This is a genomic window from Laspinema olomoucense D3b (genome assembly GCF_025370785.1).
GTDB classification, from domain to species: Bacteria; Cyanobacteriota; Cyanobacteriia; order Cyanobacteriales; family Laspinemataceae; genus Laspinema; species Laspinema olomoucense.
The window spans coordinates 27,673-53,810 of record NZ_JAMXFA010000040.1 but is presented as its reverse complement, the minus strand read 5'-3'; the positions used below and the strand labels follow the sequence as shown (position 1 = coordinate 53,810).

Below are 26,138 nucleotides of genomic sequence, written 5' to 3'. Positions count from 1 at the left end.
AGAAATCAACCCACTGACCAAACTAATTGAGAAACATTTTTTAAAACCCTCTCCCCATTAGCGCCCAATCAGGCCCAAAAACCGGGTTTGGGGTCCTCTGACCCTAATTCCCACCCCCGTCTGAAATAATGACGATATGTCTGTATCTGCGATCGCCTCCTAAAATCCTCATGGAAACCCAACCCTCAACCCCCACCCGTCCCCATCTCGCCGTCACCCTAGGAGACCCTGCCGGAATCGGTCCGGAAGTCATCCTCAAAGCCCTTGCAGACCCCGAAATCGCCCAAAATTGTCAAATCACCCTCGTCGGCAGTCGGAAACTGCTGCACGCGTGTTATCAACAACTCAAACCCCAGACTGCGATCGCCGACCCTGAAGCATTTCCGATCCTAGATATTGACCTAAACGAAGAGGCGATCGCCGTTGGGACCGGCAATGCCGCATCTGGTGGCGCGAGTTTTGCTTATATGAAAGAGGCGATCGCCCGAACCCTTGCCGGAGACTACCAGGCGATCGTCACCGGACCCATCGCCAAAACCTGCTGGAAAGCAGCCGGACATCCCTATCCCGGACAAACCGAACTCCTCGCCGAAAGCGCCCAAATCAAACGCTTCGGAATGCTATTCGTCGCCAAATCCCCCCACAGCGGCTGGACCCTGCGCACCCTCCTCGCCACCACCCACATTCCCCTGCGCCAAGTCCCCGACGCCCTCACCCCGGAACTTCTTACCTGGAAACTAGACCTATTAATCGAATGCCTGCGCCAAGACTTCGGCATAGAAAACCCCCGCATTGCCATCTCCGGACTCAACCCCCACAGCGGAGAAAATGGACAACTTGGAACCGAAGAAAAAGACTGGTTAATTCCCTGGATTAAACAACAACAAAACATCCATCCTCAAGCCATAATCGATGGACCAATCCCCCCAGATACCCTCTGGGTAAACCCGGGCCAAGCCTGGTTTGGAACCGCTACAAACGCCCATGATGCCTATCTCGCCCTCTACCATGACCAAGGCTTAATTCCCGTCAAATTAATGGCCTTCGATAAAGCCGTCAACACCACCATCGGTTTACCCTTTATCCGCACCTCCCCCGACCACGGCACCGCCTTCGATATCGCCGGAAAAGGCATCGCCGATTCTGCTAGTATGAAATCAGCTTTATGGTTAGCTGCTGAGTTAGGAAGTCAGAGAATGAATGGGGGTCAAAGATAAACCTTAGACACAAAATGATGCTATCTTGTCATATTGATTGAGGGTTCCTCTATTGGCAATTATTCACCCCTAATAATCGGCTGCTTACAATGGAACCTGGACGAATCTGGACTAACCAGCGATCGGATGTCCCGATGAGCTGAATCAGCTATTGCTGTACATGGCAAAAAAAGTTAACCAACTCCACCCGAGACTTTTCTCAAGTCTCGGCCAAAGGGAAAGAGGGCGATCGCCACTAATTTTATATGCGGTTGGGCAAAGGGTAACCCCTGATTTCATGGATTTTTAACCACTGATTTCACGGATTTTCACTGAGGGATTGCTGGATTTTTCTTTTTTTACAAAAATTTACAGAATTTTGCTAAAAAAGGGCAGATTGGACTAGACAAGGGGGATTGACTTTGTTAAAATTCATTTTATAATGGGAATCTGTGCAAAAATATTATTGAAGTCACTATCCCATTGTGAATATAATATCGAATTAAGTCAAGAAATACAACCCCCTGGGCGAACTTTTTTTGGCCGCGCCGGTTGGGGTGATAGTAATTAAGGAAATAAAACTATGAATAAACCAGCGATCGCCCTGTTGGGAATAGCCCTGATTGCAGTAATCGGAATTGCAGTGGTTCTCGGCAACCCAGAAAATTCTAACTCTGTGACTCCAGGACAAGGTAGTGAGATTGTGCAAATGGAGGGGACTCAGAACCAGTCTGGGCCGATCGCTGAGTTACCGGAAGGAATTAGGGAGAAAGTCTTAGATGCAGTGGCCGAACAAAGCGGGGAAGAGCGATCGCAATTTGAAATTGTGGCAGCGCAGCGACGCAGTTGGCCCGATGGCTGTTTAGGACTGACGGAACCGGGGAGTTTTTGCACCCAAATCGTCGTGTCTGGGTGGGAAGTCACGGTGAGCAAGGCCAAAGAAACTTGGGTGTATCGGACTGATAGGAATGGGTCCCAGGTGATGCTAGATACCGCAGCCAGTAGCGGTTACAAGTGAAGAGAACCCTAACCAATTTTGATGGGACTAGGCCCAGGAGAGGCAAAAATCCGCCAACTTATGCTACTGTATCTCGGACAAGGGATGCGGTCCATCGTATTTTAGAGGCAAGAGTTGGGAATCCTCCCAAATCCGGTTGTCAAAACTCGGTTTTCTCTTTTAGCCTGCGTAGGCAGGCTTCGTCCGTATAGCCCCACCCTTCAGGGTGCGGGTTTGTAAAAACCGATGATTACCGGATGGGGAATCCAGGCATGGATTGCCACTCTAACGGCTAAAATCACCAAGGTTAAAAGGGGTCAACAATGGCTAAGTTGCGGGTGGGATTATTATTTGGCGGTCGTTCCGGAGAACATGAGGTCTCCATCATTTCGGCAAGGGCGATCGCCAAGGCATTGGCAGGGGAATCGAATGCTCAGAAATACGAAACTCTGCCCTTTTATATCGACAAGGACGGGTTATGGCACTCCCCAGCAGTGGCGCAACAGGTGCTAGATGCGGGAGTTCCCCGGAATGAGGGGGGAGAGACTGGCGATCGGGCCAAATTGTGGCAATTTCCAGCAGAAGCGGGGACTGTCGAGGTGTGGTTTCCGATTCTGCATGGTCCGAATGGGGAAGATGGAACAATTCAAGGTTTGCTGACATTAATGCAGGTCCCCTTTGTCGGGACTGGGGTGATGGGGTCCGCCGTGGGGATGGACAAATTGGCGATGAAAACGGCGTTTAGTCGGGCAGATTTGCCCCAGGTGAAGTATATGGCCGTCACGCGATCGCAGGTTTGGTCCAACCCTTGTGTGTTTCCGAAACTCTGTGATGAAATTGAGCAAAATTTGGGTTATCCCTGCTTTGTGAAACCGGCTAATTTAGGCTCATCTGTGGGCATTTCCAAGGTGCGATCGCGCAGTGAATTAGAGGCCGCTTTGGATAGTGCCGCCAGTTACGATCGCCGTCTGATTGTAGAGGCGGGAGTTGTAGCGCGGGAAGTGGAATGTGCAGTTTTAGGGAATGATAATGCCAAGGCTTCTGTGGTTGGAGAAATTACTTATGAAAGTGATTTTTACGACTATGAAACCAAATACACCGACGGCAAAGCCTCCTTGTTCATTCCGGCTGAATTACCCGAGTCAGTCGCCACTCAAGTACAGGAAATGGCAATTCGAGCCTTTGAAGCCGTTGATGGGGCTGGATTGAGTCGGGTAGACTTTTTCTATGTGGAAGCAACCGGCGAGATTTTTATTAATGAAATTAATACCTTACCCGGTTTTACAGCCTTGAGTATGTACCCGCAACTCTGGGCCAAAACCGGGGTTTCTTTTACGGAATTAGTAGACCGCTTGATTGAGTTAGCCATAGAGCGGCATACTGATAAAAGTAAGGAATAAGGTTGCTTGATTAAAGGGAATGGGCGGCAACCAGAACTCACTCAGGTTGGGGATTCGAGGAGCATTGTATGAGTTCGAGACTATTTAAACCGTTTACGGTATCGGATCGGCGACAGATTAATCGGTTACGCGCTTTTATGCCAAACCGGGAGAGTCAGTTGGCCCGATTGCGAGAGTTAAGCGGGACTCAGGATGCTCATCTGGATTATTTGAGGCGGTTGAGGGAACAAGGCCCTGGCCCCCTGTTGCCCCAGGGGCAGGGGTCGGGGAGTCATCTGCCCCAGGTACGCCCGGTGAGGAAACAATCGGCTTCTGAGTCTCTGGTGCGATTCCTACAGAGGCAGCCCTGGGTATTGGGACTTTTGGCCTGGGTGCTGTTGATGGGGATGGCTTGGAGTTCTTGGAAGGTGTTGGTCAGTCCTGGGTTTACAGAGGTTCCAGAAGTTCAGGAGAACGAGTGATTTGGAATGGGGATGCGGTTCTGGGGGAAGATGTTTGTAGAGACGCGAGATTTTGCGTCTTTACGAAGTGAAGATAACGACTTCAGTTGTTACTAAGAAATGAAAAGAACCACTGAAGCCGTTACTACCTTTCCTCTCCTGTTCAGCCTGCCTTCCCAGGCTTCGTCGGTGTAGTCCCACCCTTGAGGGTGTGGGTTTTTATAGACTTTAGGACTATGGGGATTGCTCTGGCGTCATGAGGAGCGATCGCCAATCTTCTAGGGCGGATTCGGGCCACATCCAGTCGGTTGCTAGGGCGTCGGGTTGGAAACCCAAGGGATCGGCGTTGAGGACGATTTTGCGCAGTTTAATCGCTTTACTCAGGACTTGAGCCCGATCGCCTGGGGGTAAGTCCGATGCAGAACGACTCAGAACTAGGGAAAATCCCGCATAGGCTGTGAGTGCATCATAACTTTCCAGGGGAGCAGTTTCTGGAGTGGTGGAATTTTTTGCCCCCATTACAGGCATTTTTTCGAGTATTTTTAACGATTCCATCCAAGCATCTTCGGCTTTTTTGAAGTTGCCATCGGCGTAGTAGGCAAATCCTAGAGCATTGTAGTAGGTGGGATTATTGGGTTCTTGTTGGACAGCGCGAGTCCAATAGCGGCGCACATCATCCAAACTATATTTAGGATTGCCCGAGAGCACCGCTTGCCACGCGAGGCGACCCCATAAGAAGGTGATGCTGGAGTCAAATTTATGAGGTTCGGGAACGCCACTGAGGACCGCTTCGGCATAATTGAGGGCGCTGCGTTGGGGTTGGAGGAGTTCTTCAACCGCTTTTTGACCGGCGATCGCATCCCCTTCGTTAAAATAAGCAAAGGCTAATTTACCCACTTCTGGGGTTTGTAATTGACTAAAATTGGCCTGATTGCCAGGAGATAAAGGAGACTCCACGGCGATCGAAGCCGTGGGGGGAAATACGGCCCCCGGTCCTGGAGTGGTGGCGGAAAAGCGAGTTTGCCCGGTCCAGAATCCGGCCCCGGCAATGGCGATCGCCACGGCTGCGCCGATCGCCACACGCCATTTATACCCAAAAGATTTGACGGCGCTTAACGTCTTATGCCGTGGGGGTTGACTCAGAGGCGCATCCGTTGCCGGTAACGGCCAATTTTCGGCGGTGTAAGGGGGAATCTTAGCGGTTGGGGGTAATTCCTCCTCCGTGAGCGTTTCTTCGAGGATATCAAACGCCTTTTGGACTTGGCTGTTCTGACGATGCACCGCATCAGCTTCGGGGTCCGTCTCACCTACCATTTCTCGGAACAACTCCGACACCACGGAGACGGCCTCATCCTCATCGAGTTCGTCATACATGATATCTTCATATACCCCTTCCAGGTCTCCCTCATCGAACAACTCGGCCTCATCCTCGGCAAAAGCGTTGGGCACCGTTATTGTTCCCGTGCGGGAGGGGGGGATGGTGCTGAAATCGATCGCCTCGCGGGTGTGAGAATTGCTCGGAGGGGAGAAGGCGGCTAGGGAACTGGCAGCAGCGATTTCCTGGGGAATCGGGGAAGTTTGACGGGGAAGGGGGCGATCGCCCACCGTGGTGCGCGGATTCCCGGTGGTTTCTGGGTTTGATGTGAGATATCCATCAAATTCCGGATGGAGATACAGCACCGGCAGTGCCCAGTAGAGTTCGTGAGAACCATAAGCCGACATCAACCCCTGTCTAGCGCGATTCAGGCTGAGGTCTACGGGATAACCTTGTTTGATGTTGTAATAAAATAACCGGGTCAGGGTCAAGGCCACATCATCGGTAATCCGTTCCGCCATTGCCAGAACCCCAGGGACACCCCGCTTGACCAGGACCTCGGCTAGAGACCGTCTGCCGGTGGCATCGGTGGGGTCAGAACTGGCAGTATAGGCCCCGCGACAGGAGTTAAAGACGGCCATACGAATTCCGGCATTGACTAACAATCCGGCGAGGTCATTGCCCGTGAGAACTTCGCTTAAGCCGGTTTTCCGGTTGACGAGATACAGTTCACCGCCACCGGCACCCACATCGCTATGGCCGGAGTAATGTAAGACTTGGTAATGATTTTGTTCTAAGGCGCGGGTGAGTTCTTCTCGGTTAGGTTGTTCCAGGATATCCAGTTGGATTTGTGGGGGTTTGCCGGTGACGGGAGTGCCACTACGCCACCGCGCTTTGAGGTCTTCCTGGAGGTGAACCGCTTCCCGTTTCAGGGCGAGATTTTCTCGGTCTGTCGGTGCAGCCAAAACCATTAAAATTTTAACCCGATCTCCCGTATTTCCGGGGAGGGCGACGGGGGCGAGGGTGGGTTGATAGCGGGAGAATACCAGGTCTTTCCCCGTGGCGATCGCCCGGGTATCTTCATGAATCACCTCCCAAGGTAAACGAGGCAGGTGAGGGCCTTTAAGTCCCAGGCGTAATCGCAGCACATTCCCTTGGTTATGGGCGATCGCTTGGGCCGAAGTCAGGCGATCGAGTAAGCTGCCTTGAAACAACGCCTGATACAGTTCCTGACCCAGTTCTACTAAGTTTCCTAACGTAATCCGTTCTGAATTGCCCCTTGGGGAGTCCGAGGAAGAATGGGGTTGATCATTTAAGCGCATCAACATCAATAAAGGATCTTCCATCAGCTTAGTAGCTTGGCTCAACCATCCCTCTACCGGCCAGACAACTTGTTCCTCAGCCGGTAGCACACCTTTTGGTGCTTGTTCGGTCCGTACCAGATACTTATCGTCCCCAACTGGGGTTACAGAAATATGTAATTCTTCAAATTTCTGGCTCACAGTTTCACTGCACTCCTGCTCACTGTTTATATTTAATCTTTGGGGCTGACCTGCGGTTAGGTTGAGGCTGGCCCCCTTTATTTTTAACTCTACTTTTAAGGGGATAAAGTGGATAACTGGCTAGAAAATTTTACAAGAAATCGCCAGATATTTGCTCAGTTTCCCGGTTTCCTTTCCCTCAGTTTATCCCCTGTTTAAATCGTAACTTTATAGATGAACCCTCAACTTTTTCCCCGAGTTAGAGGAATGTTAGTATAGAGTCTTTCCGGATAGACGAACCGGCTCTGGAAAAGTTACCCGACGCAAGAAACTTTTTCATTCTCCAATCAAAATTGGCTGTTAACCCCCTAAACAAGCACTGCAAAAAATTTCCGAGGAAATGCTGGCAACTGTCCGGAATGCATCAGCTCTATCGAGAACAATAGAGTGGTAGATGCACCCTGATGGATATATCCCGGCACCAAAACGCCGGGAATTTTTTAAGCTTTTGGCCATTAAGTTGCTGACTATTGAGACATTCCCCGGTGCGATCGGCTTAAAACAAAGAGAGAATCAGCCCGCTCAAATTGCGGACTGTTTACCTCAAGCCTTCAACCCCAATCAATATTAAACGGGTTACAGATATCCTTTCCCTTGATCCGGTTAAGCTGAAAAATAGGAGAAAGAGCAAGTATAGATGCACTCAAAAGTCGATCCCTAGTTGTTAGGAGCTAGGGATTTTTTTAATGGTTTGTGGAGGAGCGATCGCCCGGATGGGGATCCTTCAGATGCACCGCTGAATCGCTCCTGAAAGCCGAATCCCTTCCCCTGATTGACGGGACAGACACATAACAGAACCCGATGGGCCGGAGAGGAACGCACCCTAATTGACGTTTCCTCTCCCTTGCAAATGTAGTGACAGCCTGATGGCGCAGGTTCGATTTGTGCCTGCTTAGTCTCTAGTTTAGCAATAATTTTCCGGATTGCAGGAGTCTTTCCAGAAGAAAGCAAAGGTAGATGCACCCTGATTGACGTTTCCCGGCTCTTTTGAGCCGGTTTTTTTTTCTCAAAATTTTTGACCCACCCTAGTCCGAGGGTAACCCAGGTGTTAGAAACTGGGTTTCTTTACAAAATTTCTGGTTATTATCGTAAATCTGGGTCAGAAACCCGGTTTCTTGCGCCGGTGACGGTGTACCCCTGGCGTTAGAAACCGGGTTTCTTTACAAAATTTCTGGTTATTATCGTAAATCTGGGTCAGAAACCGGGTTTCTTCTGCCTGAAATCGATGAAAAAGGCGCACAATCTAATTGTGCGCCTTTTTTAGATGAATTGTCCAGTTAATCTAATCGGAGGCGATCGCCTCAAAAGATTTCACCTCTAAAACCGGGCCAATCATTGCCATTGTCATCACATCATCGCGGACCTGACCTTTGACTTTGACCTTCTGACCCGCTTTTAACAAATCCGCCGGTGCACCTTGATAAATCTCGTAGGTTTCACCGCTATCAGAAACCAATGCCCAAGCACCCGGTCCGATATTTTTGCGTTCGATTGTCCCTTTTACATTAATACTCATGCAATTTGTCCCTCATCCTTCATCGCTAGACGGGCAAGTGCCAAGCACAAGAAGGCATTCACCAGTAAAAAGGCCCTCGCACCGATGCCACTGCCAATCCATAATAAGGTGGGGGCCGGTGCTAAGACTGCACTAATTCCTAGACAGGTTGCCACCCCAATAGTGGAACCGATCGCAAACCATTTCCAGTGGGGATGTCCCAACAGCAACAGAACCAGGACCGCAGGAATCGCCACACTGGCAAAAATGGGATTGAAGGCGCTACTTCCAGAGATCGAAGTTCCCAGTTCCGGAATCGAACTGCCCAGGATCCGGAAGGGCCACTGCGGTAAGTCATAGATATAGAATCCACGGAAGACGAATAATCCAGAACTTCCGGCAACCAATCCACTCGCCAGACTCCAAGTCCAACTGAAGGGGAAATACATCTTCAGTAACCAGGCAATCAGGTAGGACCCGACAACCATTAAGACTTTGGGTAACAAGGCGTAGACGCCGCCATCAATCCAGAAACGCGGGTTGAGATAGCCGTTATCGCGCAACCAGCGGAAGAAGTCACTAAAAAAGTGACCAAAATCAAATTGACCGGCTTTAGCTAGGGCTACGGCACTAGCAGCATCCAAATGACCGGCCCCAAAGTGGTTGAGGGGGTCTTCTTTCACCTGCCGCGCTGATTCTTTGAGGATGGCGGTAATTTTTTCGGGGTCGGTGACGCCAGAGGCTTTAATCAAGGCAGCGACACCGGCAACATGAGGGGCCGCCATACTGGTGCCTTGATAGGCGCGGAAGGCAAAACCGGGGAGATTCGTATCGGGGTCAAAGGAGAGGGTTTCTTGGAGGATACCGCCTTCATCACCGTTGGTGGTATCGCCACCGGGGGCGGAAATATCCACACCGGCCCCAAAGTTAGAATAGGGGGCTTTTTGTCCGTTGGCATCAATCGCCGCCACGCCGATGACGTGGGCATAGCGGGCAGGATAGGAGGCACTGTTGCGTTGTTCGTTTCCAGCAGCCGCAATAATTACCACACCTTTGCTATGGGCATAGGCGACTGCCTCTTTCATGGCGCTACTTTCACCAGCCCCACCCAAGCTCATGTTAATGATATCGGCCCCGTTATCGGCTGCAAATTTAATCGCTTCTGCGATATCGGCAACGTTGCCCCCGCCACTGGCGCTTAAGACTTTCAGGGGCATGATGTTGGCTTCATAAGCGACCCCAGCGACGCCGTAGCCATTATTGGTGGTTTGGGCGATGGTTCCAGCAACGTGGGTACCATGTCCGTTATCATCATCGGCGATTTCGCGATTATTGACGAAATCGTATCCTTTGACAAATTTGGTATTTTTTAAGTCGGGAACGCGACTGACTCCGGTATCAATCACTGCTACAGTGATGCCACTGCCTTTGGTGTCACTCCACGCTTTTTCTACGTTGATGCTACGGAGATTCCACTGTTGGGCGTAGAATGGGTCGTTAGGAATATCTAGGGTGTGATATTCGTAAGCTGGCTCAATGTATTCTGTGTATTGAGAAACCTCAGATTTTTTGAGGGTCTTGAGCAGTTGGCGATCGCCGTTGACGATATAGAAGTGATCATCCACGGAAAACTCGGAGTTGAGACGGGGGGAAACCCCATACTCCGAGGCGATCGCCTTGATTTGTTGGTTGACCTGAACTAAGGGAAGATCATCCCGAAAGTCGAGGACAATGGACTCGAAAGTGCCTTGATTGGCCAAACCCTTGAAGTTAAACAGGGCAAAGCTCAAACCCACTATAAATAAGGAGAGGAGCAGAAGTTTTTTCATAGAACTTTCCAGCGTAGCGCCAGTTATCTCACCACGATAACTCATCATTATCCAATTTTGGGGAAATGTTTCAGGATTTTAATAGACTCCAAGGGAAAGGGACCCAGGTTAAGTGGCGATCGCCGAACCTCTGGAACCCCTAAACCCTGGGGTTTCGTCGCCGTTAAACATTTGACTTCGGACTCCCTAAATCACCGGGTATTTTCCCCTAGACTCTCCGCTGGCCGGGTTCCCCATCTATGGCATTATGTAAACTGTTCCCTAGTTTTGTTCGATATCATGATCATGGCAAGTTACCCAGCCCAAAGTTTATTTCCTGGCTTTTTCCGAAGGATAATTGCAGCGGTAATTGATTTTATTTTAATTGCCCTGGTTTGGTTTGGCCTAGGGTTGGGAATTGATTTTTTGCCGATTCCCGGTGAAAACAGTATTACATTTGTCGCCGTAGATTTATCTAAAGTTTTTATTGTATTTTTAGCTTTTCTCGGATATTTTACCCTCTTAGAAGCGCTGTTCGGTTGGACCCTCGGTAAGCTGATTTTTCAACAAGAAGTGGTGACGGTTAGGGGACGCCGACCCACTCTAGTCCAAGCCCTGATTAGAACTCTTTTCAAACCGCTGGATATGTTGTTGCTCCTATCTCCCCTGTTAATGTCGCCCAAAAACCAAACTTTGGGCGATCGCTATGCCAGAACCCTTGTGATTAATCGGGATGCGGGGGTTCCGGGCATCATTGTGGAAGATCGATATATTTTTAGCTTTAAAAAAATCATCGGCATCCTGTTGCTCCTATTGAGTTTAGCGGGGTTGGGGGGCGGCTTTTATTTTGTAAAAACTTATTTGCCTGAAATCCGGTCTGTGAATCAAGCGGCCCATGCCCATTTTATGCGTTTAGAAAAAGGCAAACAACTGAAGAACAATTATCAGGCGGCTTATGAAAATGCTTCGCGACAAGTTCGGGAACAGGAGACTTTAGAAGAGTATCAGCAAAAGTTAGAAGGAAATCCGGTACTAGATTTGGTGTTGGAGAAACGAAATAATATTAAATTTAATAAATGGATTTTTCAAGGAAAAAATGAGCGGGCAGCAGCGGTGGTGTACGGCCAGCTAGAAAATATTTATGATTTGGAAATTAAGCTGGCGAAAGAAGAGAATCAATGGAAATTTGTATCGGGGCAATTTATTCTAATCGGCCCTTGATCCGCAAAAGGGCGATCGCCACTCCACCCAGAGGCGATCGCTCTTTTTAAGGCAATTGGGCCGCAAGAATGGCGCGAACTAACTGGCAAAACCCCTCAGATTCGGGTAAATCCGTGAGGTAGGCGGGGTGATGGGTGAGGATATCAAAGTATTCAGCAATATTGGCAACTCCCACGGACAAGGGAAACAGGGTGGGGTTGAATAAAGTCTCATCATTGGGACTATCCCCGACCGTCACCAGGCGATCGCTGCTGTAGTCGGGAAAGCGATCGCGCAAAACCTCCATTAGGGCCACCGCTTTATCCTGATTCGGGGGTTTAATATGACAATGAACTGTACTAAAGGTAAACCCCCAGCCCATTTCTGTACAGAGGAACCTCAATCGCTGCAAATTCTCTGAGGTGAGTCCCGCTACCTCAAAGGTCCAATCTGTCACCCGAAAGGGATTATCTGAAGTCTCTTGCAGTTGGGGAAATTCAGCCAACAGATGAGCAAACCCTGCCGCCAGTTGCTGCCGATGAGTCTTTAAATCGGCGATCGCACTTAACAGGACGGGAGTCCCGTTGCTGGGGTAAAAAATCCCACCATTTTCGGCGATCGCCCCCACCACGGGCAGATAACTGACTAACCCACTCACCCATCCAGCGGATCGTCCCGTGACGATCACCACCGCTACAGATGCTGCCGCTAATGCCTCCAATGCTTGTAACAAACCTGGGGTAAATTTCCCCTGGTGAGTCAGTGTCCCATCCAGATCCGTTGCCACTACAGCTACCCGTTGCAGGGTATGATGGGTCTGAAGTTGAGATAACGGTAAAGATTTCATAAATTTCTGAGGGTGCCATTCCATCACTGTGGGTTTTCCTTTAACATGAGACCAAGGGAAAGAAAAGGAGTCAACCCTTGGGGATGAATTCTTTGGCAGCGGTTAGTCCAGCCGAAAAGGGGGTGAAAATCACTGTGATATTTCGGTTGATTCCAATGGGAATTCCTGAGAAGTTACTGTTGTTAATTCCGGGCAATCATTCCCTGTAAATGACTTTAACCGCTTCAATTCAATGGTCGAAGCTGCCGGGAACAAGGCAGGGGTTGACAACCCCCAGTTGCATTCGTCACTTGAAAGGGACCGACTGCCGGACCTCCACAGTTTGGGGCGATCGCACAGAATCCCCGGTTTTGGACACAGCTTTTCATCGCGGAGCAATTGCCCTAAACTACAGTAGAGTTCGCCATCAGAATCAGGTATAGCCCGGTTTCGTCGGTCTGGGGCATCATACAGAAGTCGCGGGATCGTCTAGGAGTTGGGGTGTGTTCTCTTCCGGGGGTGTAGACAGTTGTGACGCCAGGGTCGCTTTCTTGGCCGATTCAGGAGTCCCCAGCTTGGGGAAAATTGCCGCCTTAGATCCAGCCTGTAAGCGGATAGTTAAGATAAGGTAAGGGTGTTGCGATCGATTCGCTTGATTTTGAGTCTCCAGCAGTTTGCCGCAAAACTGACGAACATCTCCTAACCTTACCTTCTCTTTGAACTCTCAAGAGACAGACCCAACATCCTACCCGACTTGACAACTCTCATCAGAGGCATCTGAATCTATGAGAGGGAGTGAAAAACGTACAGGATGAATATCAAAGATGCCGTCGGGGGAACTCTATCAAAAAGTGCCGTTGTACCAGGGAAAGTCTATGTCAAGTCCTATTATCCTTGTCCAGCCTACCTTAGCTCAAGCGCCTGCAGCAAATGACTCCAAATTTCCCCTTTCCTCGGATCAACTGTGGATGTCAGTATCCGGTGGCCTTCTGCTGTTACTGATAGCATCTTTTGTGTTTCAAAAGGTGCAACTGGAGCAGCTCAAGAAAAAGGTGAAATTTGATGAATTTAAAAATAAAGAGCTACAGAAGAAGCTAAAACTGTCCCTCGAAACCATCACCAAGATGGAAAAAAATCCCGATTTGATTCACTCGCGAGAGTTTAACTTAGACTATCTGCGAATGAGGATGGAAGAAGAAAACTTCCACTTTGCCGTTGTGAATCAAATTAAAGTCAAGGTGAAAGAAAAAATATCCGTTGCCCTACGTCCGAATGCAGAAACCCGAGGTTCCGGGCGACAAGTGGATGAAATATTTGACGTAGAATATCATCTGGGTGATGTGGCTAAATCGAAGAAACGAGTTTTGTTTCGCATTCAAATCAAGTTAACCAAATTACCCACCCAGGCCACTTCAAAAACGATTAGCCAAATTATTGACTGTCTGGAAACCTATCTCAGTGCCAGGGATGATCACGATACCTGGCAACCGACGATTCAAGGTAGGGTAGCTTACATCCACTGGGATCAAAAAGCTAAACCCACTCCATTGTTAGTCCTGGAACAATCAAATGAAGGGGTGAACGTGACGTTCCGGACGACAACTGCACGCCGGGTCTCGGGCTCAGACACATCAGATACAGGCGCGATGACAGGGGCAACCTCGATTACGGACGCCACCACGCGCCGGGGGAAAACCGGAACCAAGACGAAAACTCCCGGAAATGGGGCCAAAAAACCGCGTCGTTAAAGGTGAGGGATGCAAGGATGAGGTATATCCTGTTGTGCCACACTGTGTTCGGGGGATGAGTTCCAGGGTGTGTGATGGTAGCGATCAAAATTCCTCGGTGCGATCGCTCGGTTTAGGGGGTGAGGAGAGGGCCGTCATCTGCGGGTTACCCGCCTATCCCTTGCCTTCCTTGAGTCGTCCATCTTCCATGTGAACGAGGCGATCGGCAACGTCTAAAATCCGGGGGTCATGAGTCACTAACAAGATAGTACAACCTTGTTCTTTGGCTAAACGCTGCATCAGTTCTACCACATCTCGACCGGATTTACTATCGAGTGCAGCAGTGGGTTCATCAGCTAAAACCAGTTGAGGATGACTCGCTAATGCCCGGGCGATCGCTACCCGTTGTTTTTGCCCCCCGGAGAGGTTTTCAGGATAATAATCCACCCATTCCTTTAATCCCACGGATTCTAACATCGCCGTCGCTTTCCCTTTCATTTTGCTCTCTTCCCCGGGTTGAGAATGCAAATCTAGGGACATTTGCACATTTTGCTTGGCGGTTAAACATTTTAACAAGTTATGAGCTTGAAAAATATACCCAATATTCCGGCGAACTTGCACCAATTTCTTCTGACTCGCCCCACAGAGTTGTTGATTGCACACTTTGAGACTCCCTTCTTGGGTTGAGCGCAACCCTCCCATTAAGGTTAATAAAGTGGTTTTCCCTGAACCCGAGGGTCCGGTCATTAACACAATTTCTCCCGGATAAATCGTTAATTTAATATCAAATAAAATCTGTTTCCGCAGAGAGCCTTTCCCAAAATAATGATTAACGTTTTCAATTTCTACCACCGGAGAGGGCCGAGAAGAAACTGTTGGAGAGTTGAGACTGGAGGCGGGATGAGCATTCATAATCACTTAAATTTTTAGATGTTATAATTAGGGATAATTCAGGGACGACCAACCCAGGACCCGGAACTCGGTTTCTCCCCCAGATGCAGGGGGAAGTATGATTAAAAAATATCCGCAGGGTCTGCTTCGTTCAGTTTTCGCAAGGCGACAGCCCCGGAGATGGCGCACATGATTAATGTAAGAACTAGAACCAGAACTGCCCGTTCGGGGGTCATGACAAGGGGTAAACTGGTGGCATTGCGGGTTAAAGTATATAATACAAAATTGGCGATCGCAAAGGCAGGAATATACCCCAAAATAGCTAAAATCACCGCTGCCTGTAATACGAGTCCCACAAAGTACAAATCGGCATATCCCATCGCCTTGAGGGTAGCATATTCCGCCAAATGACTGGCGACATCGGTATATAAAATCTGATAAACGATCGCAATTCCTACCATAAATCCCATAATCGTCCCCAGGGTAAACACGAAACCAATCGGCGTCCGAGTCCTCCAATAGTCCTTTTCCCGCTCAATAAACCCTTCATGACTCAGGACGATCACATCCGGGGGTAAGCGAGACTGAATTTGGGCGATCGCCTCTTCCACATTGGCCCCGGGTTTCAGATGAATTAACCCCACATCCACCTCACTGATGGTCCGCTGTTTAAACAATCTTAAAAACGTTAATTCACTGGTAATCAAAGTCCCATCCGCCGCAAAAGAAGCCCCTAAACTAAACAATCCCCGGACTTCAATTCTCTGCCCGCCTACTTCAGTTTTCACCCCCGCACTTTCTTGCAAAAGTTGGGGAATTGGCCCAAATTCAGGACGAGAATCACGGTCAAATAGCCCAATATCTAAGCGTTTAATTTCATCGAGATTCGCATTAACCTCGGACATTTTAAATGCTGATTTAGTCGGGTCAATCCCCAATACTAAAATTGAGTCATCGCTTTTAGTCAGGGGATTTTTCCAATTTCCGAGCGACAAATATAAAGGACTGACTGATTGCACTTCGGGGACTGCCAAAGTTTGGTAGAGGCGACGTCGAGAAAAAGACTGCATGGAAATTAATGCTTTTGATTGCGGACTGATTAATATGATATCGGACGACAAATTCTGCTGCAACCGAGTCGAACTATCAAACAGTGCATCTCGAAATCCCAACTGCATAAACATCAAAATATCTGCAAAAGCAATCCCGGCGATCGCCACCAACAGGCGACTTTTTTCCCGAGACAATTGTAACCAAGCTAAAGGTATTTTTCGGAACATTATGATTGTCTCAGTTTACTCAGGAGTGCTGACGGGTGGCTCTACAGGACCAGAAGGGCTGGGGGGAACTGTTGGGGATAACATTGTGGCCAGGATCACCTCCACTTGTAAATTTGTTAACCCTGAAACCCGTTGGCTGTCCTGGGGGTCGAGGCGAATTTTTACCTCCACCACTCGCACATCGGTAGCAGCAGTCGGGTCTGTATCTAAAACATCTTTTTTGCCAATTTGTAACCCGATGTGATCCACAGTCCCCAACAACTCTCCATCCACCGCATTACTCGTAATTGTCGCCCGTTGACCGAGGCGCACATAGCGAATATCGGTTTCATAAACCTCAGCCACGACGAACATTCGGTCCGTTTGACCGATCTCAACAATGCCTTGATCTTGAGCAATGCTTTCCCCGGGTCGGGTGTGAATGGCGATCGCTTGACCATCAATGGGTGAGCGCACGTAGGCTTCATCCAGATGCGCCTGAGCTTCGGCTTCAGCGGCGATCGCACTATCTACCTCTGCTTCTGCCAGTTGTACATCCACGGTTCGCACTTCGGCAATACTCTCTAAAATCGATTGTGCTTCCTGGATTTGCTGTTCCCCCGTCGCCCGAATTCGATCGCGGGTAACAACTGCTTCATTGAGTTGTTCCCGACCTGTGCGCTGGAGTTGTTGCTCCTTAACTTGTGCCTCACTCAGTTCCGCTTGCCCTGTGCGATCCAGTTGAGTTAGCACGGCTTGTTCTTCCTGCAATTGTTCCGCTGCAGTGGCCTGGACTCGTTGCAAATTGGTCTGGGCTTCCTCAATTTCCTTGCCTACAGTTCCCTCAATTTTAGTGAGAGTGGCCCGGGCTTCTTCCAGAAGTTTCGCCCCGGTTTCATTAATTTTTTCTAGGGTGGCGACGGCTTCTAACTGTTCCTGACGCGTGGTGCGATCGAGTTCTTCCAGTCTCGCTTTCGCCGCTTTCACTTCTTGCAGCGCAACTTCCACATCCAGGCGTTTCGTATCATAAACCGAGGCACTAATCCCGCCTTCTTGGTAAAGTTGCTCGTAGCGTTGAAACTCTACCCCGGCATTTTGTAATTTCGCCTGCAATTGGGAAATGAGAGCTTGTTGTCCGGCGATTCTCTCGTCGCGTTCGGCTTGCAAGCGGGCAATTGTGGCTTGTTGTGCCCTGCGATCGCCTTGAATTTGAGCTTCTAAGCGAGAAAGGGTCGCTTGTTGGGCTGATCTTTGACCTGTAAGTTCCGCCTGTAACCGGGCGATCGCCGCCTCTTGAGTCCGAATTTGACCTTGGAGTTCTGCCTGTAGGCGAGAAATTCCGGCCTCCTTAGCGGTGACATTCCCCTCTAATTGCGCACTAAAACGGTCAATGGTTGCGTCTTGTGCTGCCAGATCCCCTTCTACCTGCGCACGCAGGCGAGCAATAGTGGCATCCTGAACCGCCAGGTCCCGGGGAATCTGGGCCTGTAAGCGGGCGATCGCTGCTTCTTGGGCGGCAATATCACCCGTTTTGGCCCCGGCTTTGACTTGTTCTAATTTAGCTTGGGCAATTTTTACCTGTTGTTTGGCTTGTTCCAATTGTGCCGCAAGGCGATCGCGACTGTCTAAAATGGCGATCGTTTGACCTGCACGCACGCGATCGCCTTCCTCCACTAATAATTGTCCCACTCGGTCTCCCTGCATGGCGTTGGGTGCAGAGATTTGAATCACTTGGGAACCGGGTTCTAATCGTCCCAAGGCACTCACATATTGCAGCGAGGGAGGCGTTTCAATCGGGGTAGGAGTTTCGCTTTCGGTACTCGCAGGTCGGGTCTGTAATAAAGTGTAAATCGAATATCCCCCAATGGCGATCGCCGCCATAACTAGGATAAAGGTCACCCAGGGAGGAAGGAACCCAACTCGTTCTAATGGGGTCCTCGCCGCCTTGGCTTGAGTCTTCAAGGAGGCATCAGGGACCGGAACAGAAGGCGCAGCAAATTGGCGATCGGGTTTTTTATCCCTGTCTTGGACAGACTCGTGACCCATAATGACTTAATAACACCGATTTAGGCTGAGGGTTGAGAGGCAAACCGCTCTTTATAGATTAATTGTATAGGATTTTGACTCCGCAGTGACAAGCAATCTGCTGGCCTGAACGCCCCAGGAACCCTTTTGCCTAATTGGTGAACATCCCCAGTTTTACCCTTGACATTTAACCCAATCTGTTGCCCTAACAACGCTTAAAACCCGGTTTCCAGGCTGAAACCGGGTGTGCGATCGCCCTCAATTTTCTCCGGGGATAAAATTAAGCACTCAATTGCGCGATCGCCTTGCCAATTGTTACTAATGCTTCATCTATTTCTGACTCAGTAACAATCAAAGGCGGAACAAACCGCACCACTTTCGGTCCTGCCGGAACCAGTAATAATCCGGCTGTCATTGCGGCTTTGACAATCTCAATCGAAGTCATTTCCGTCTCGGCAGACAACTCCAGACCATTAATCAGTCCCCATCCCCGCACCTCAGCAATGAGATTGGGATATTCTGTGGCGATCGCCTGTAATCCCTGGCGTAATTGTTCCCCCCGTTGTGCTACATTGGCTAACAAATTCTCTTGTTCCAGGGTTTGACAGACCGTGAGGGCCACCCCACAGGCGAAGGGATTCCCGCCATAAGTGCTGGCATGATCTCCCGGTTGGAAGACATTACAACTGGATTTACATAATGTTGCCCCAATCGGGATTCCACCGCCTAATCCTTTGGCTGAGGTAAAGATATCCGGTTCAATGCCGAGGTTTTCATATCCCCACAGCTTCCCAGACCGGCCCATTCCCACCTGTACTTCGTCTAAAATCAGTAAAATGCCTAAGTCATCGCAAATTTGCCGGACGGCTTGGAAGTAACTCACATCCCCAGGACAGACGCCGCCTTCTCCCTGTAGCGGTTCGAGGAGAATTGCGGCAACTCGGCGCTTTTCGCCCCCATCCCATTCGGCGATCGCGGCTTTGATGGCCTCAATATCATTAAACGGCACATAAGCAAACCCGGGTACTAAGGGGTCGAAATTCTTCTGATATTTGGGTTGACCCGTGGCGGTAATTGTGGCGAGGGTGCGTCCGTGGAAACTGGCATGGGCGGTTAAAATTACCGGATCATCGATCTGTAATACGGTGTGAGCATATTTGCGGGCGAGTTTGATGGCACCTTCATTCGCTTCTGCACCGGAATTACAGAAAAACACGCGATCGGCACAGGAATGATCCACTAACCACTGCGCTAACGCCCCCTGTTCGGGAATATAGTACAAGTTAGAAACATGATGCAGTTTTTGGATCTGTTCTGTCACTGCCTTGACCATTGCCGGATGGGCGTGTCCGAGGGTACAAGTGGCAATCCCAGCTACAAAATCCAGGTAGGATCGCCCTTCGGTATCCCAAACACGGCATCCCTGACCCCGTTCTAGGGCCAGGGGAAAGCGTCCGTAGGTGGTCATCACCGCTGCATCAAACTCCGCAGGGTCAAAAACAGACGGGTTCGTTTCGAGGGGGGGCTGGGAAATGAGGGTTTCTGGACTCACTACTTTCTCCTATATTCCTGAGTTTTTACGCGGGTTGGCTGCGACCCGCCTAGAATTACATTTTATCCTAGCTAACTCCTCATCCTTTTTCAGCTAAGAAGATTAAAGTTTTTTCTCCGGTTCCCCTACTCAATTCGTGAAGAGGCTTTTACAAAGATTCCTCAAAATGGGCTTGACTTTTGGAGGAATTCTTGTTAATTTTATCTTGGGAAAATATGCCGCCCTATTATAGGTAAATTGGGAAAGAAAAGTCACTGAGAATCGAACGAGGAAGGCAGGAACGGTCATCAGGAATCAACGGTATCCCTAGGGTTCTGATTCAGTAATATTTTTCCAAAATTTAGCGATCGCCTGGGCAATCCGTGAGATGACGGGGGGTCCCTTTGGGTGGGGCAAATCCCGAAGGGTAGCCAAATGTCAGGATTCCCTGACTCCTCGTGGGAGAGAGGGGAAGTGCGATCGGTTTAGAACATCATAATGGACCCCTCGCTGGTCCCTTGGGTTGAGAGGCGATCGATCCAGTGACTCTCATCACTGATGATTCCTCACGACCGGAGGAGTTTTCAAGGGTATGGTACAGTATTCAAGACCCTACCCTCTAGGTTTCCATCGGGGTTTTAGTAGCGATCGCCAGCTTCCCCCAATTGTCCATGAGTTTCATTCAAATCGTGATGGGATTAATGATTAACAGCCCCCTTTTTCCAACGCTTCTTTCCCAAGTAGAATCGGGGACATCCGTTCAATCCGGACGAGTAGAGGAATTAGCGATCATCCTGATTATTCTGTTATTAGTGGCCACTTTTGTGGCAATTTTTTCCCGGCGATTTAAAGTTCCGTATGTAGCGGGTTTGGTCTTAGCCGGTTTAGCAATTACAGAATTTTTACCGGGAAATATTGGTTTAGATTCTTCTTTAGTTTTAAACCTATTCTTACCTATTTTAGTCTTTGAAGCATCTATTAATACGGATATTACGCGCTTACGCAGCACAATCGTTCCCATTTCTGTATTAGCTGGTCCGGGACTAATCGTTTCTTTTTGCGTTACCGGACTGGTGGTTAGATTGGGATTAGGATTAGAGTGGATACCGGCCTTATTAGTAGGCGTGATTTTAGCCGTCACCGATACGGTGTCAGTCATTGCTGTATTTAAAGAAGTTTCGGTTCCCAGTCGATTATCGACCATCGTCAATGGCGAGAGTCTGTTTAATGATGGGGTAGCCTTGGTGATATTCACCCTGTTGGTGGATGTTCAAATTATGGGTAATTTTTCCTTCATTCATGGACTTCAACAACTCTTTATTGTCATCATGGGTGGGACCCTAATTGGGGTAATAGTGGGCTATTTAAGTAGTGGATTATTGACCCGTTATGATGATGGCTTGACCAGTATTTTACTCAGTGTCGCTGTGGCTTTGGGGACCTTTCAACTGGGACACTTACTCGAAGTCTCTGGGGTAGTTGCCGTTGTGGTTGCCGGTTTGATAGTGGGCAATATTGGGATAAAACAGACCGCTTCAGCCTCCAATCGGATTGCTTTATATAGTTTCTGGGAATATGCGGGATTTGGGGTAAATACCTTTATTTTTTTGCTGATTGGCTTAGAAATCAATCCCCTCACCCTCTGGAATATTTTACCTGCTGTCCTGTTAGCCATTTTCGCTTACCAACTGGGGCGGCTACTATCTGTTTATCCTTTATTAGCCATCCTTCAATGGTTTGATCGCCCCATTCCTTGGCGGTGGAAGCACGTTTTATTTCTAGGAAATATTAAAGGGTCTTTATCAATGGTGATGGCGTTGACGTTACCGGCGACATTAGAGGGAAGGTCCCAATTAATTGCCCTGTTGTTCGGGGTAGTTTTACTCTCTTTGGTGGGACAGGGATTGAGTTTACCCTGGTTGGTCAAACAGTTGAATATTCAGGAAGTTTCAGCTTTTCGACAAAAAATACAGGAATTACAAGCGCAACTAATGGCGGCTAAAGCGGCCCAAGAAGAATTGAATAATCTCCTGAAGGCGGGGGTTTTGCCCAAGTCAATTTATGAAGAAATGCGGGCTTCATATCAGGTCAAAATTGCCGGGGCTGAGAAGCAATTGCGGGATATTTATAATATTCGGCCCGAGGAGGGAGATGGAGGAAATCGCGGAAGATTTGATGCAGTTTTGCGGCAAGTATTGCTGGCGGAGAAAAGCGCTTTAAATGACGCCCTCCGCAAGCAAATTTTGTCGGAAGAAATTGTTCAGAATCAAGTGAATGATTTGGACAAACAATTATTAAAATTAGAAGATGATTAAACAGGCCCTTTCATGAAATCAATCATTTTGTGGAGACAATTTTGTTTGGTTACAATGAGGATAGTCGAGTGCAGTTCAATCACGGTACTCCCGTTGGGAATGACTAAATCACTATGGGGATAAGGTTGATAGCCAATAATCAGAGACCCTTGGGGAAAGCGGGGGTCACGGGCAATCTCCGCCAAACTCCGCCCGATCGCCTGGGAATTATCCGGAATCGAAAGTTTGAGCACTTCAATTTGCCCTTGTTCAAAATGCATCATCGATTCAACTTCTGGATACTCGATCGCATTCGCCATCGTGGTCACCGCCAGTTCCACTGTACTGACAATATGGGTAGCCCCCGCAATCCGATAGGGTTCTTGAAAATCCCGATGACGCATTCGCACAAGAATTTCCCGAACCCCATAATATTTAGCCAAAGCAACCGTTGCTAAATTCAGGGCATCATTCCGCAACATCGCCGCTACCGCATCTGCTTTCCGAATCCCCGCTTCTAATAGCAACTCCGTACTCACCGTACTGCCTTCAAAAGCCATCACCCCGAGTTGTTCACGAGCATAATTACAGGCAGTTGGATCAACATCGATCAGGGCGATAGTATGTCCGAGTTCTATCAATCTTTCCGCTAAATTGAGTCCGAGCAACCCGGCGCCCCCGATAATAATGTACATCAGTCTATCTCCCCCGTTTGAATAGAATTCATCTTCAGCATGAGCGAGATTTAACCCGGTTGTCAATGCTCACCCTTGATTTGAACTTCATCCCTGAGTTTAGTTATAAAAAATGCGGTTAGTTCTGTGCAGTCAAAGCAATTTATTAATTTCAGCAACGAAATCAATCAAAAATATCGACGCATTCGCCAAGAATTAATCGGGGGTGCAGTCGCCCTCGTCCTTGTCCTGTTAATCGGGATCCTCTGGTATCGACTGGTGGAGGGATGGCGGTGGATAGATAGCGTCTATATGACGGCGATTACCCTGTCTACGGTGGGATTTATGGAAGTTCAACCGTTGGGCGATCGCGGACGCTTATTTACCATTTCCTTAATTGCAATGGGGTTGATCAGCATCGGCTATATCGTCAACCGCTTTACAGAAGCTATCATTGAAGGATATTTCCAAGATGAAATCAAAAGTAGAAGACAGCGCCGCTTGATAGAAACATTATCTGAACATTACATTATTTGTGGATTTGGTCGCACGGGTCGGCAGATTGCATACGAGTTCAACGCCGAAAACATTCCCTTCTTGGTGATTGACGCATCAGCCGATATCGTTCAACAGGCGCAACAACTGGGCTATATCGCCATTGTAGGGGATGCGACAGTGGATGCAACGTTGTTAGAGGTGGGCATCGAACGGGCAATCTGTTTGGTGACGGCGATGCCATCGGATGCAGAAAATCTCTATACCTTGATTTCTGCTAAGACATTAAACCCTAAAATTCGCGCAATTTCCCGCGCCAATAGCGAGGAAGCGGTGCAAAAATTACAACGCAGTGGTGCCGATGCCGTGGTTTCTCCCTATATTACTGGGGGTCGGCGGATGGCAGCCGCCGCGTTGCGACCCCAGGTGATGGATTTTGTGGATGGGATTATTGCCGGTGCCGATCGCACCTTTTATTTAGAAGAATTTCTGATTGATTCCGAGACTTGTCCCTTAGTCGGAGACAGTTTGCATGATGCCAAACTGCGATCGCGTTCCGGTGCACTGGTTCTCGCCATTCGCCGCGCCGATGGACATCTCATCGGGGGTCCCACCGCTGATACCGTTCTGATGGTGGGAGATACCCTGATCTGCATGGGAACCACGGAACAACTCCGCCTCCTCAACCAAATCCTCAGTCCCCTTAAGTTGAAATCACCTCGTATTCGTAAGCATCCGCCGATTTGGGAGTAGGGATCGGGAGGATGGGGAGGATCGGGAGGATGGGGAGGATGAGGAAGATGGGGAGAGTAAACGACAGCAAGTCGTGAGCTTGAAAGGCAGATAACGACTTCAATCAGTCTCCCCTATCTCCCCCATTTCCCCTATCTCCCCTATCCTCCCTATCTTCCCCATCCCCCTCATGCCAATTTCAACGCACTAACCGGGACTTCCTCCCAGGAGTCTACCGTTCGCATTTTGACCGTCCAACCTCTGGTTCTTTGTTCGTCAGAGAGGTTTTTTAGAAAGGAGTCGTGACAGGATTGTGCTTGGGTTTCATCGCAGCAGGCAATGCAAGCATAAACCAGTCCCGAGGGATCGATTTGTTCGTTTACCCAAATAGTCATGATAAAATCCTTTGTTTTCGGGATAAGAGTGATTTCTTATTCTTACCGCCTAATGGACTGACAATGCAAGAAACTAAAATAGGTTTTCTCAATGCTTTCCATTATTAAGGTCCAAACAGTTGTAGGAATTGAGAAAAATTATGACCCGGAGTCGTTGCCGGATGATTTTGGGGAAAGAGGCATCACAGGAGGCGGGGAAATAGGCCGATCGCCTCCTTCAACCTGCGGTTAAGAAGCGGTTTGTTCGAGTCGATCCTGGGCTTGTTGTCGATAGGCGATCGCCGGGGAGTCGCTGGGATTGATTTCGATCGCCCGATCAAAGGAGCCGATCGCCTCTAAAAATCGTTGGCTGCTCATCAAGGTTAAACCTCGATTCACCCAGGCTTCAAAGTTATTGGGTTGCAGAGAAATGACCCGATCAAAGGAGGCGATCGCCTCTTCCGGTTGGCTATTTGCTGCCAAAGCTAATCCTCGATTAAACCAGGCTTCAGCCCGATCGCTTTGCAATTCTATAGAGCGATCGTAACTGGTCACTGCATCTTCATAGCGGGTTAATTTGAATAACGCATTCCCGCGACTATTCCAAGCTTCCCCAAAATCTGGCTTAAGTTGAATCGCCTGCTCGAAACAGCGAACGGCTTCTTGATGCTGTTCCAAATGCATCAAATCAACTCCGCGATTTTGCCATGCTACCACTAAATCCGGCTGAAGTTGTAGGGCTTTTTCATAAGCATCAATCGCCTCCGAGGGACGATTTAATAAGGAGAGAGTAAAGCCGCGATTAAACCATAAACTAGCATTTTCACTTTGCAGGGCCAAGGCGCGATCGAACACTTCCAAGGCTTCTGCATACTGTTGAGAATAGAACAGAACTGCCCCCAAATTACTCCAGCCTTCCAAATAATCGGGTTTGAGTTTCACAGCTTCTTGATAAGCAGCGATCGCCCCGGGCCAATCTCCCGCATTCAGTTTGGCATTTCCTTCCGCAAACCAAGCTTGGGCATCTTGGGGCGGAGTTGGGGCCGGGGGTGGGGCAGTAGGCGCAGGCATTTGGCGCTGCATTAACCCGGTCCCAATGTTCAGGGCTACTTGGCTGAATTCTCCACAACCTAGGCGTCCCAACTGCACTAAACGCACCCCCCATTCTGGGTTCGGATTTTCCTGGGCGAGGAGGCGATCGCCAAAGCGTCGCAACCAATCCGCCCACAAGTGAAGATCCCCACGCCAACTGAGTGCCCCTAAAAATTCTTGGACGCGATCGCGGTCCCAACCCAGGCGCAACCCTTCCACAATCTGGGTAAAGAGCAATTCATAATCCTCATCTTCCAGCGGCGGCAGTGACGAAGCCGATTCTTCGGGTTCTTGGAGTTCTGGACTGCTGCGTTCTTCTCCCAATAACCCTCTCAGGCTTTGCCAAATTTCCCTGACCATCTTCGCGCTAACCTCCCGTCGTATTTCTCTTTCCTATTTTATTGTGCTGAGAAGCTTCCGGATCTTAAAGGGCCTAGTATTCCCTCGGTTTGCTCTCTCCATCCCCGATGGTCCCCGAATCAGGGGAATCTCAGAATCTAGCGCTATTTTCCGCTTGTTCTGTAACGGTTTGCTCCATTTCCCCCTATTTTATTGCATCCTCTGCGGTTCACTTAGTCCAGTCTTGCCCGGTGAGCAATCCAGGACTACTGTAGTTGTTCTTACAATGCCTTGTTACACTCAAGACCATCCTTTTGGTAGAAGGAAGATTACCCTGAAATAGCATACTGTACAAATATGAAAAACTAAAAGCAGACCTCTGAATTTCTGGAAGAAAGGCTAGTTCTGGCTTTTTTAAACTTAAATTTTCGGGTTATATCTGGCCCCTACAATCTTTTTTCTTTATCAATCTCTTCTCTTTATTTAT

The 26,138-nt window shown here is 49.0% G+C and carries 21 protein-coding genes; 10 read left to right on the top strand and 11 right to left on the bottom strand.

Translation table 11 applies throughout. The features are described from left to right. The first annotated feature begins 170 nt into the window (after positions 1-170). The 4 genes from pdxA to NG792_RS23315 all read left to right on the top strand — a co-directional run bounded on the left by pdxA (position 171) and on the right by NG792_RS23315 (position 4,054). Positions 171-1,217, top strand: a complete 1,047-nt coding sequence (pdxA, locus tag NG792_RS23330) for a 4-hydroxythreonine-4-phosphate dehydrogenase PdxA (protein ID WP_261236981.1) — start codon at positions 171-173, stop codon at positions 1,215-1,217. A gap of 562 nt (positions 1,218-1,779) precedes the next feature. After that, positions 1,780-2,214 (top strand): DUF8738 domain-containing protein, encoded by a 435-nt coding sequence (locus tag NG792_RS23325; RefSeq protein WP_261236974.1) that lies wholly within the window; start codon positions 1,780-1,782, stop codon positions 2,212-2,214. A 302-nt stretch (positions 2,215-2,516) separates the two neighbouring features. Continuing rightward, positions 2,517-3,593: a D-alanine--D-alanine ligase family protein gene (locus NG792_RS23320; protein ID WP_261236973.1), complete on the top strand. Its 1,077-nt coding sequence runs from the start codon at positions 2,517-2,519 to the stop codon at positions 3,591-3,593. A gap of 68 nt (positions 3,594-3,661) precedes the next feature. Continuing rightward, on the top strand, positions 3,662-4,054 hold the full coding sequence (locus tag NG792_RS23315) for a hypothetical protein (RefSeq protein WP_261236972.1): 393 nt from the start codon (positions 3,662-3,664) through the stop codon (positions 4,052-4,054). A gap of 213 nt (positions 4,055-4,267) precedes the next feature. Here NG792_RS23315 and NG792_RS23310 read toward each other — a convergent pair whose 3' ends face one another. Further along, positions 4,268-6,850 carry a CHAT domain-containing protein gene (locus tag NG792_RS23310; RefSeq protein WP_261236971.1) on the bottom strand — a complete coding sequence of 861 codons (2,583 nt, stop codon included), beginning with the start codon at positions 6,848-6,850 and terminating at the stop codon, positions 4,268-4,270. Positions 6,851-7,283: 433 nt separating this feature from the next. On the opposite strand from NG792_RS23310, the gene NG792_RS23305 reads away from it, so the two are divergent. After that, complete coding sequence (locus NG792_RS23305) at positions 7,284-7,460, top strand: hypothetical protein (RefSeq protein WP_261236970.1); 177 nt, start codon at positions 7,284-7,286, stop codon at positions 7,458-7,460. Positions 7,461-8,171: 711 nt separating this feature from the next. Here the strand turns inward: NG792_RS23305 and NG792_RS23300 are convergent. Both NG792_RS23300 and NG792_RS23295 read right to left on the bottom strand, forming a co-directional pair. Continuing rightward, the gene (locus tag NG792_RS23300; RefSeq protein ID WP_015150504.1) at positions 8,172-8,405 is read right to left on the bottom strand and encodes a hypothetical protein; all 234 of its coding nucleotides are present in this window, start codon (positions 8,403-8,405) and stop codon (positions 8,172-8,174) included. Further along, positions 8,402-10,213, bottom strand: a complete 1,812-nt coding sequence (locus tag NG792_RS23295) for a S8 family peptidase (protein WP_261236969.1) — start codon at positions 10,211-10,213, stop codon at positions 8,402-8,404. The genes NG792_RS23300 and NG792_RS23295 overlap by 4 nt, the downstream gene beginning before the upstream one ends. 285 nt (positions 10,214-10,498) lie before the next feature. On the opposite strand from NG792_RS23295, the gene NG792_RS23290 reads away from it, so the two are divergent. Beyond that, on the top strand, positions 10,499-11,413 hold the full coding sequence (locus NG792_RS23290) for an RDD family protein (protein ID WP_261236968.1): 915 nt from the start codon (positions 10,499-10,501) through the stop codon (positions 11,411-11,413). A 46-nt stretch (positions 11,414-11,459) separates the two neighbouring features. On the opposite strand, the gene NG792_RS23285 is transcribed toward NG792_RS23290, so the two are convergent. Next, the gene (locus NG792_RS23285; protein ID WP_261236967.1) at positions 11,460-12,239 is read right to left on the bottom strand and encodes an HAD-IIB family hydrolase; all 780 of its coding nucleotides are present in this window, start codon (positions 12,237-12,239) and stop codon (positions 11,460-11,462) included. Between the two features lie 854 nt (positions 12,240-13,093). Between NG792_RS23285 and NG792_RS23280 the strand changes: the two genes are divergently transcribed. Beyond that, the gene (locus NG792_RS23280) at positions 13,094-13,966 is read left to right on the top strand and encodes a hypothetical protein (protein ID WP_261201052.1); all 873 of its coding nucleotides are present in this window, start codon (positions 13,094-13,096) and stop codon (positions 13,964-13,966) included. A 153-nt stretch (positions 13,967-14,119) separates the two neighbouring features. On the opposite strand, the gene NG792_RS23275 is transcribed toward NG792_RS23280, so the two are convergent. The 4 genes from NG792_RS23275 to NG792_RS23260 all read right to left on the bottom strand — a co-directional run bounded on the left by NG792_RS23275 (position 14,120) and on the right by NG792_RS23260 (position 19,672). Beyond that, positions 14,120-14,857 (bottom strand): DevA family ABC transporter ATP-binding protein, encoded by a 738-nt coding sequence (locus tag NG792_RS23275; RefSeq protein WP_261201053.1) that lies wholly within the window; start codon positions 14,855-14,857, stop codon positions 14,120-14,122. Between the two features lie 101 nt (positions 14,858-14,958). After that, complete coding sequence (devC, locus tag NG792_RS23270) at positions 14,959-16,116, bottom strand: ABC transporter permease DevC (RefSeq protein WP_261236966.1); 1,158 nt, start codon at positions 16,114-16,116, stop codon at positions 14,959-14,961. Between the two features lie 15 nt (positions 16,117-16,131). Next, a complete protein-coding gene (locus tag NG792_RS23265) occupies positions 16,132-18,141 on the bottom strand; it encodes an HlyD family efflux transporter periplasmic adaptor subunit (RefSeq protein ID WP_261236965.1) in 2,010 nt (669 codons plus the stop codon). A 259-nt stretch (positions 18,142-18,400) separates the two neighbouring features. After that, positions 18,401-19,672 carry an aspartate aminotransferase family protein gene (locus tag NG792_RS23260; protein ID WP_261236964.1) on the bottom strand — a complete coding sequence of 424 codons (1,272 nt, stop codon included), beginning with the start codon at positions 19,670-19,672 and terminating at the stop codon, positions 18,401-18,403. Positions 19,673-20,322: 650 nt separating this feature from the next. Here NG792_RS23260 and NG792_RS23255 point away from each other — a divergent pair. Then, entirely contained in the window at positions 20,323-21,966 is a 1,644-nt protein-coding gene (locus NG792_RS23255) for a cation:proton antiporter (protein ID WP_261201057.1), read from the top strand. On the opposite strand, the gene NG792_RS23250 is transcribed toward NG792_RS23255, so the two are convergent. Beyond that, positions 21,963-22,640, bottom strand: coding sequence for a potassium channel family protein (locus tag NG792_RS23250; RefSeq protein ID WP_261236963.1), 678 nt, complete (start codon positions 22,638-22,640; stop codon positions 21,963-21,965). The genes NG792_RS23255 and NG792_RS23250 overlap by 4 nt on opposite strands. A 126-nt stretch (positions 22,641-22,766) precedes the next feature. Between NG792_RS23250 and NG792_RS23245 the strand changes: the two genes are divergently transcribed. Next, entirely contained in the window at positions 22,767-23,867 is a 1,101-nt protein-coding gene (locus tag NG792_RS23245) for a potassium channel family protein (RefSeq protein ID WP_261236962.1), read from the top strand. Positions 23,868-24,034: 167 nt separating this feature from the next. Here the strand turns inward: NG792_RS23245 and NG792_RS23240 are convergent, their stop codons facing one another. Then, positions 24,035-24,241: a glycogen debranching protein gene (locus NG792_RS23240; RefSeq protein ID WP_261201060.1), complete on the bottom strand. Its 207-nt coding sequence runs from the start codon at positions 24,239-24,241 to the stop codon at positions 24,035-24,037. A 91-nt stretch (positions 24,242-24,332) separates the two neighbouring features. On the opposite strand from NG792_RS23240, the gene NG792_RS23235 reads away from it, so the two are divergent. Next, complete coding sequence (locus NG792_RS23235; RefSeq protein WP_261236961.1) at positions 24,333-24,473, top strand: hypothetical protein; 141 nt, start codon at positions 24,333-24,335, stop codon at positions 24,471-24,473. Here NG792_RS23235 and NG792_RS23230 read toward each other — a convergent pair. Then, positions 24,470-25,672 (bottom strand): tetratricopeptide repeat protein, encoded by a 1,203-nt coding sequence (locus NG792_RS23230; protein ID WP_261236960.1) that lies wholly within the window; start codon positions 25,670-25,672, stop codon positions 24,470-24,472. The two genes, NG792_RS23235 and NG792_RS23230, sit on opposite strands and share 4 nt — an antisense overlap. Positions 25,673-26,138 lie beyond the last annotated feature (466 nt).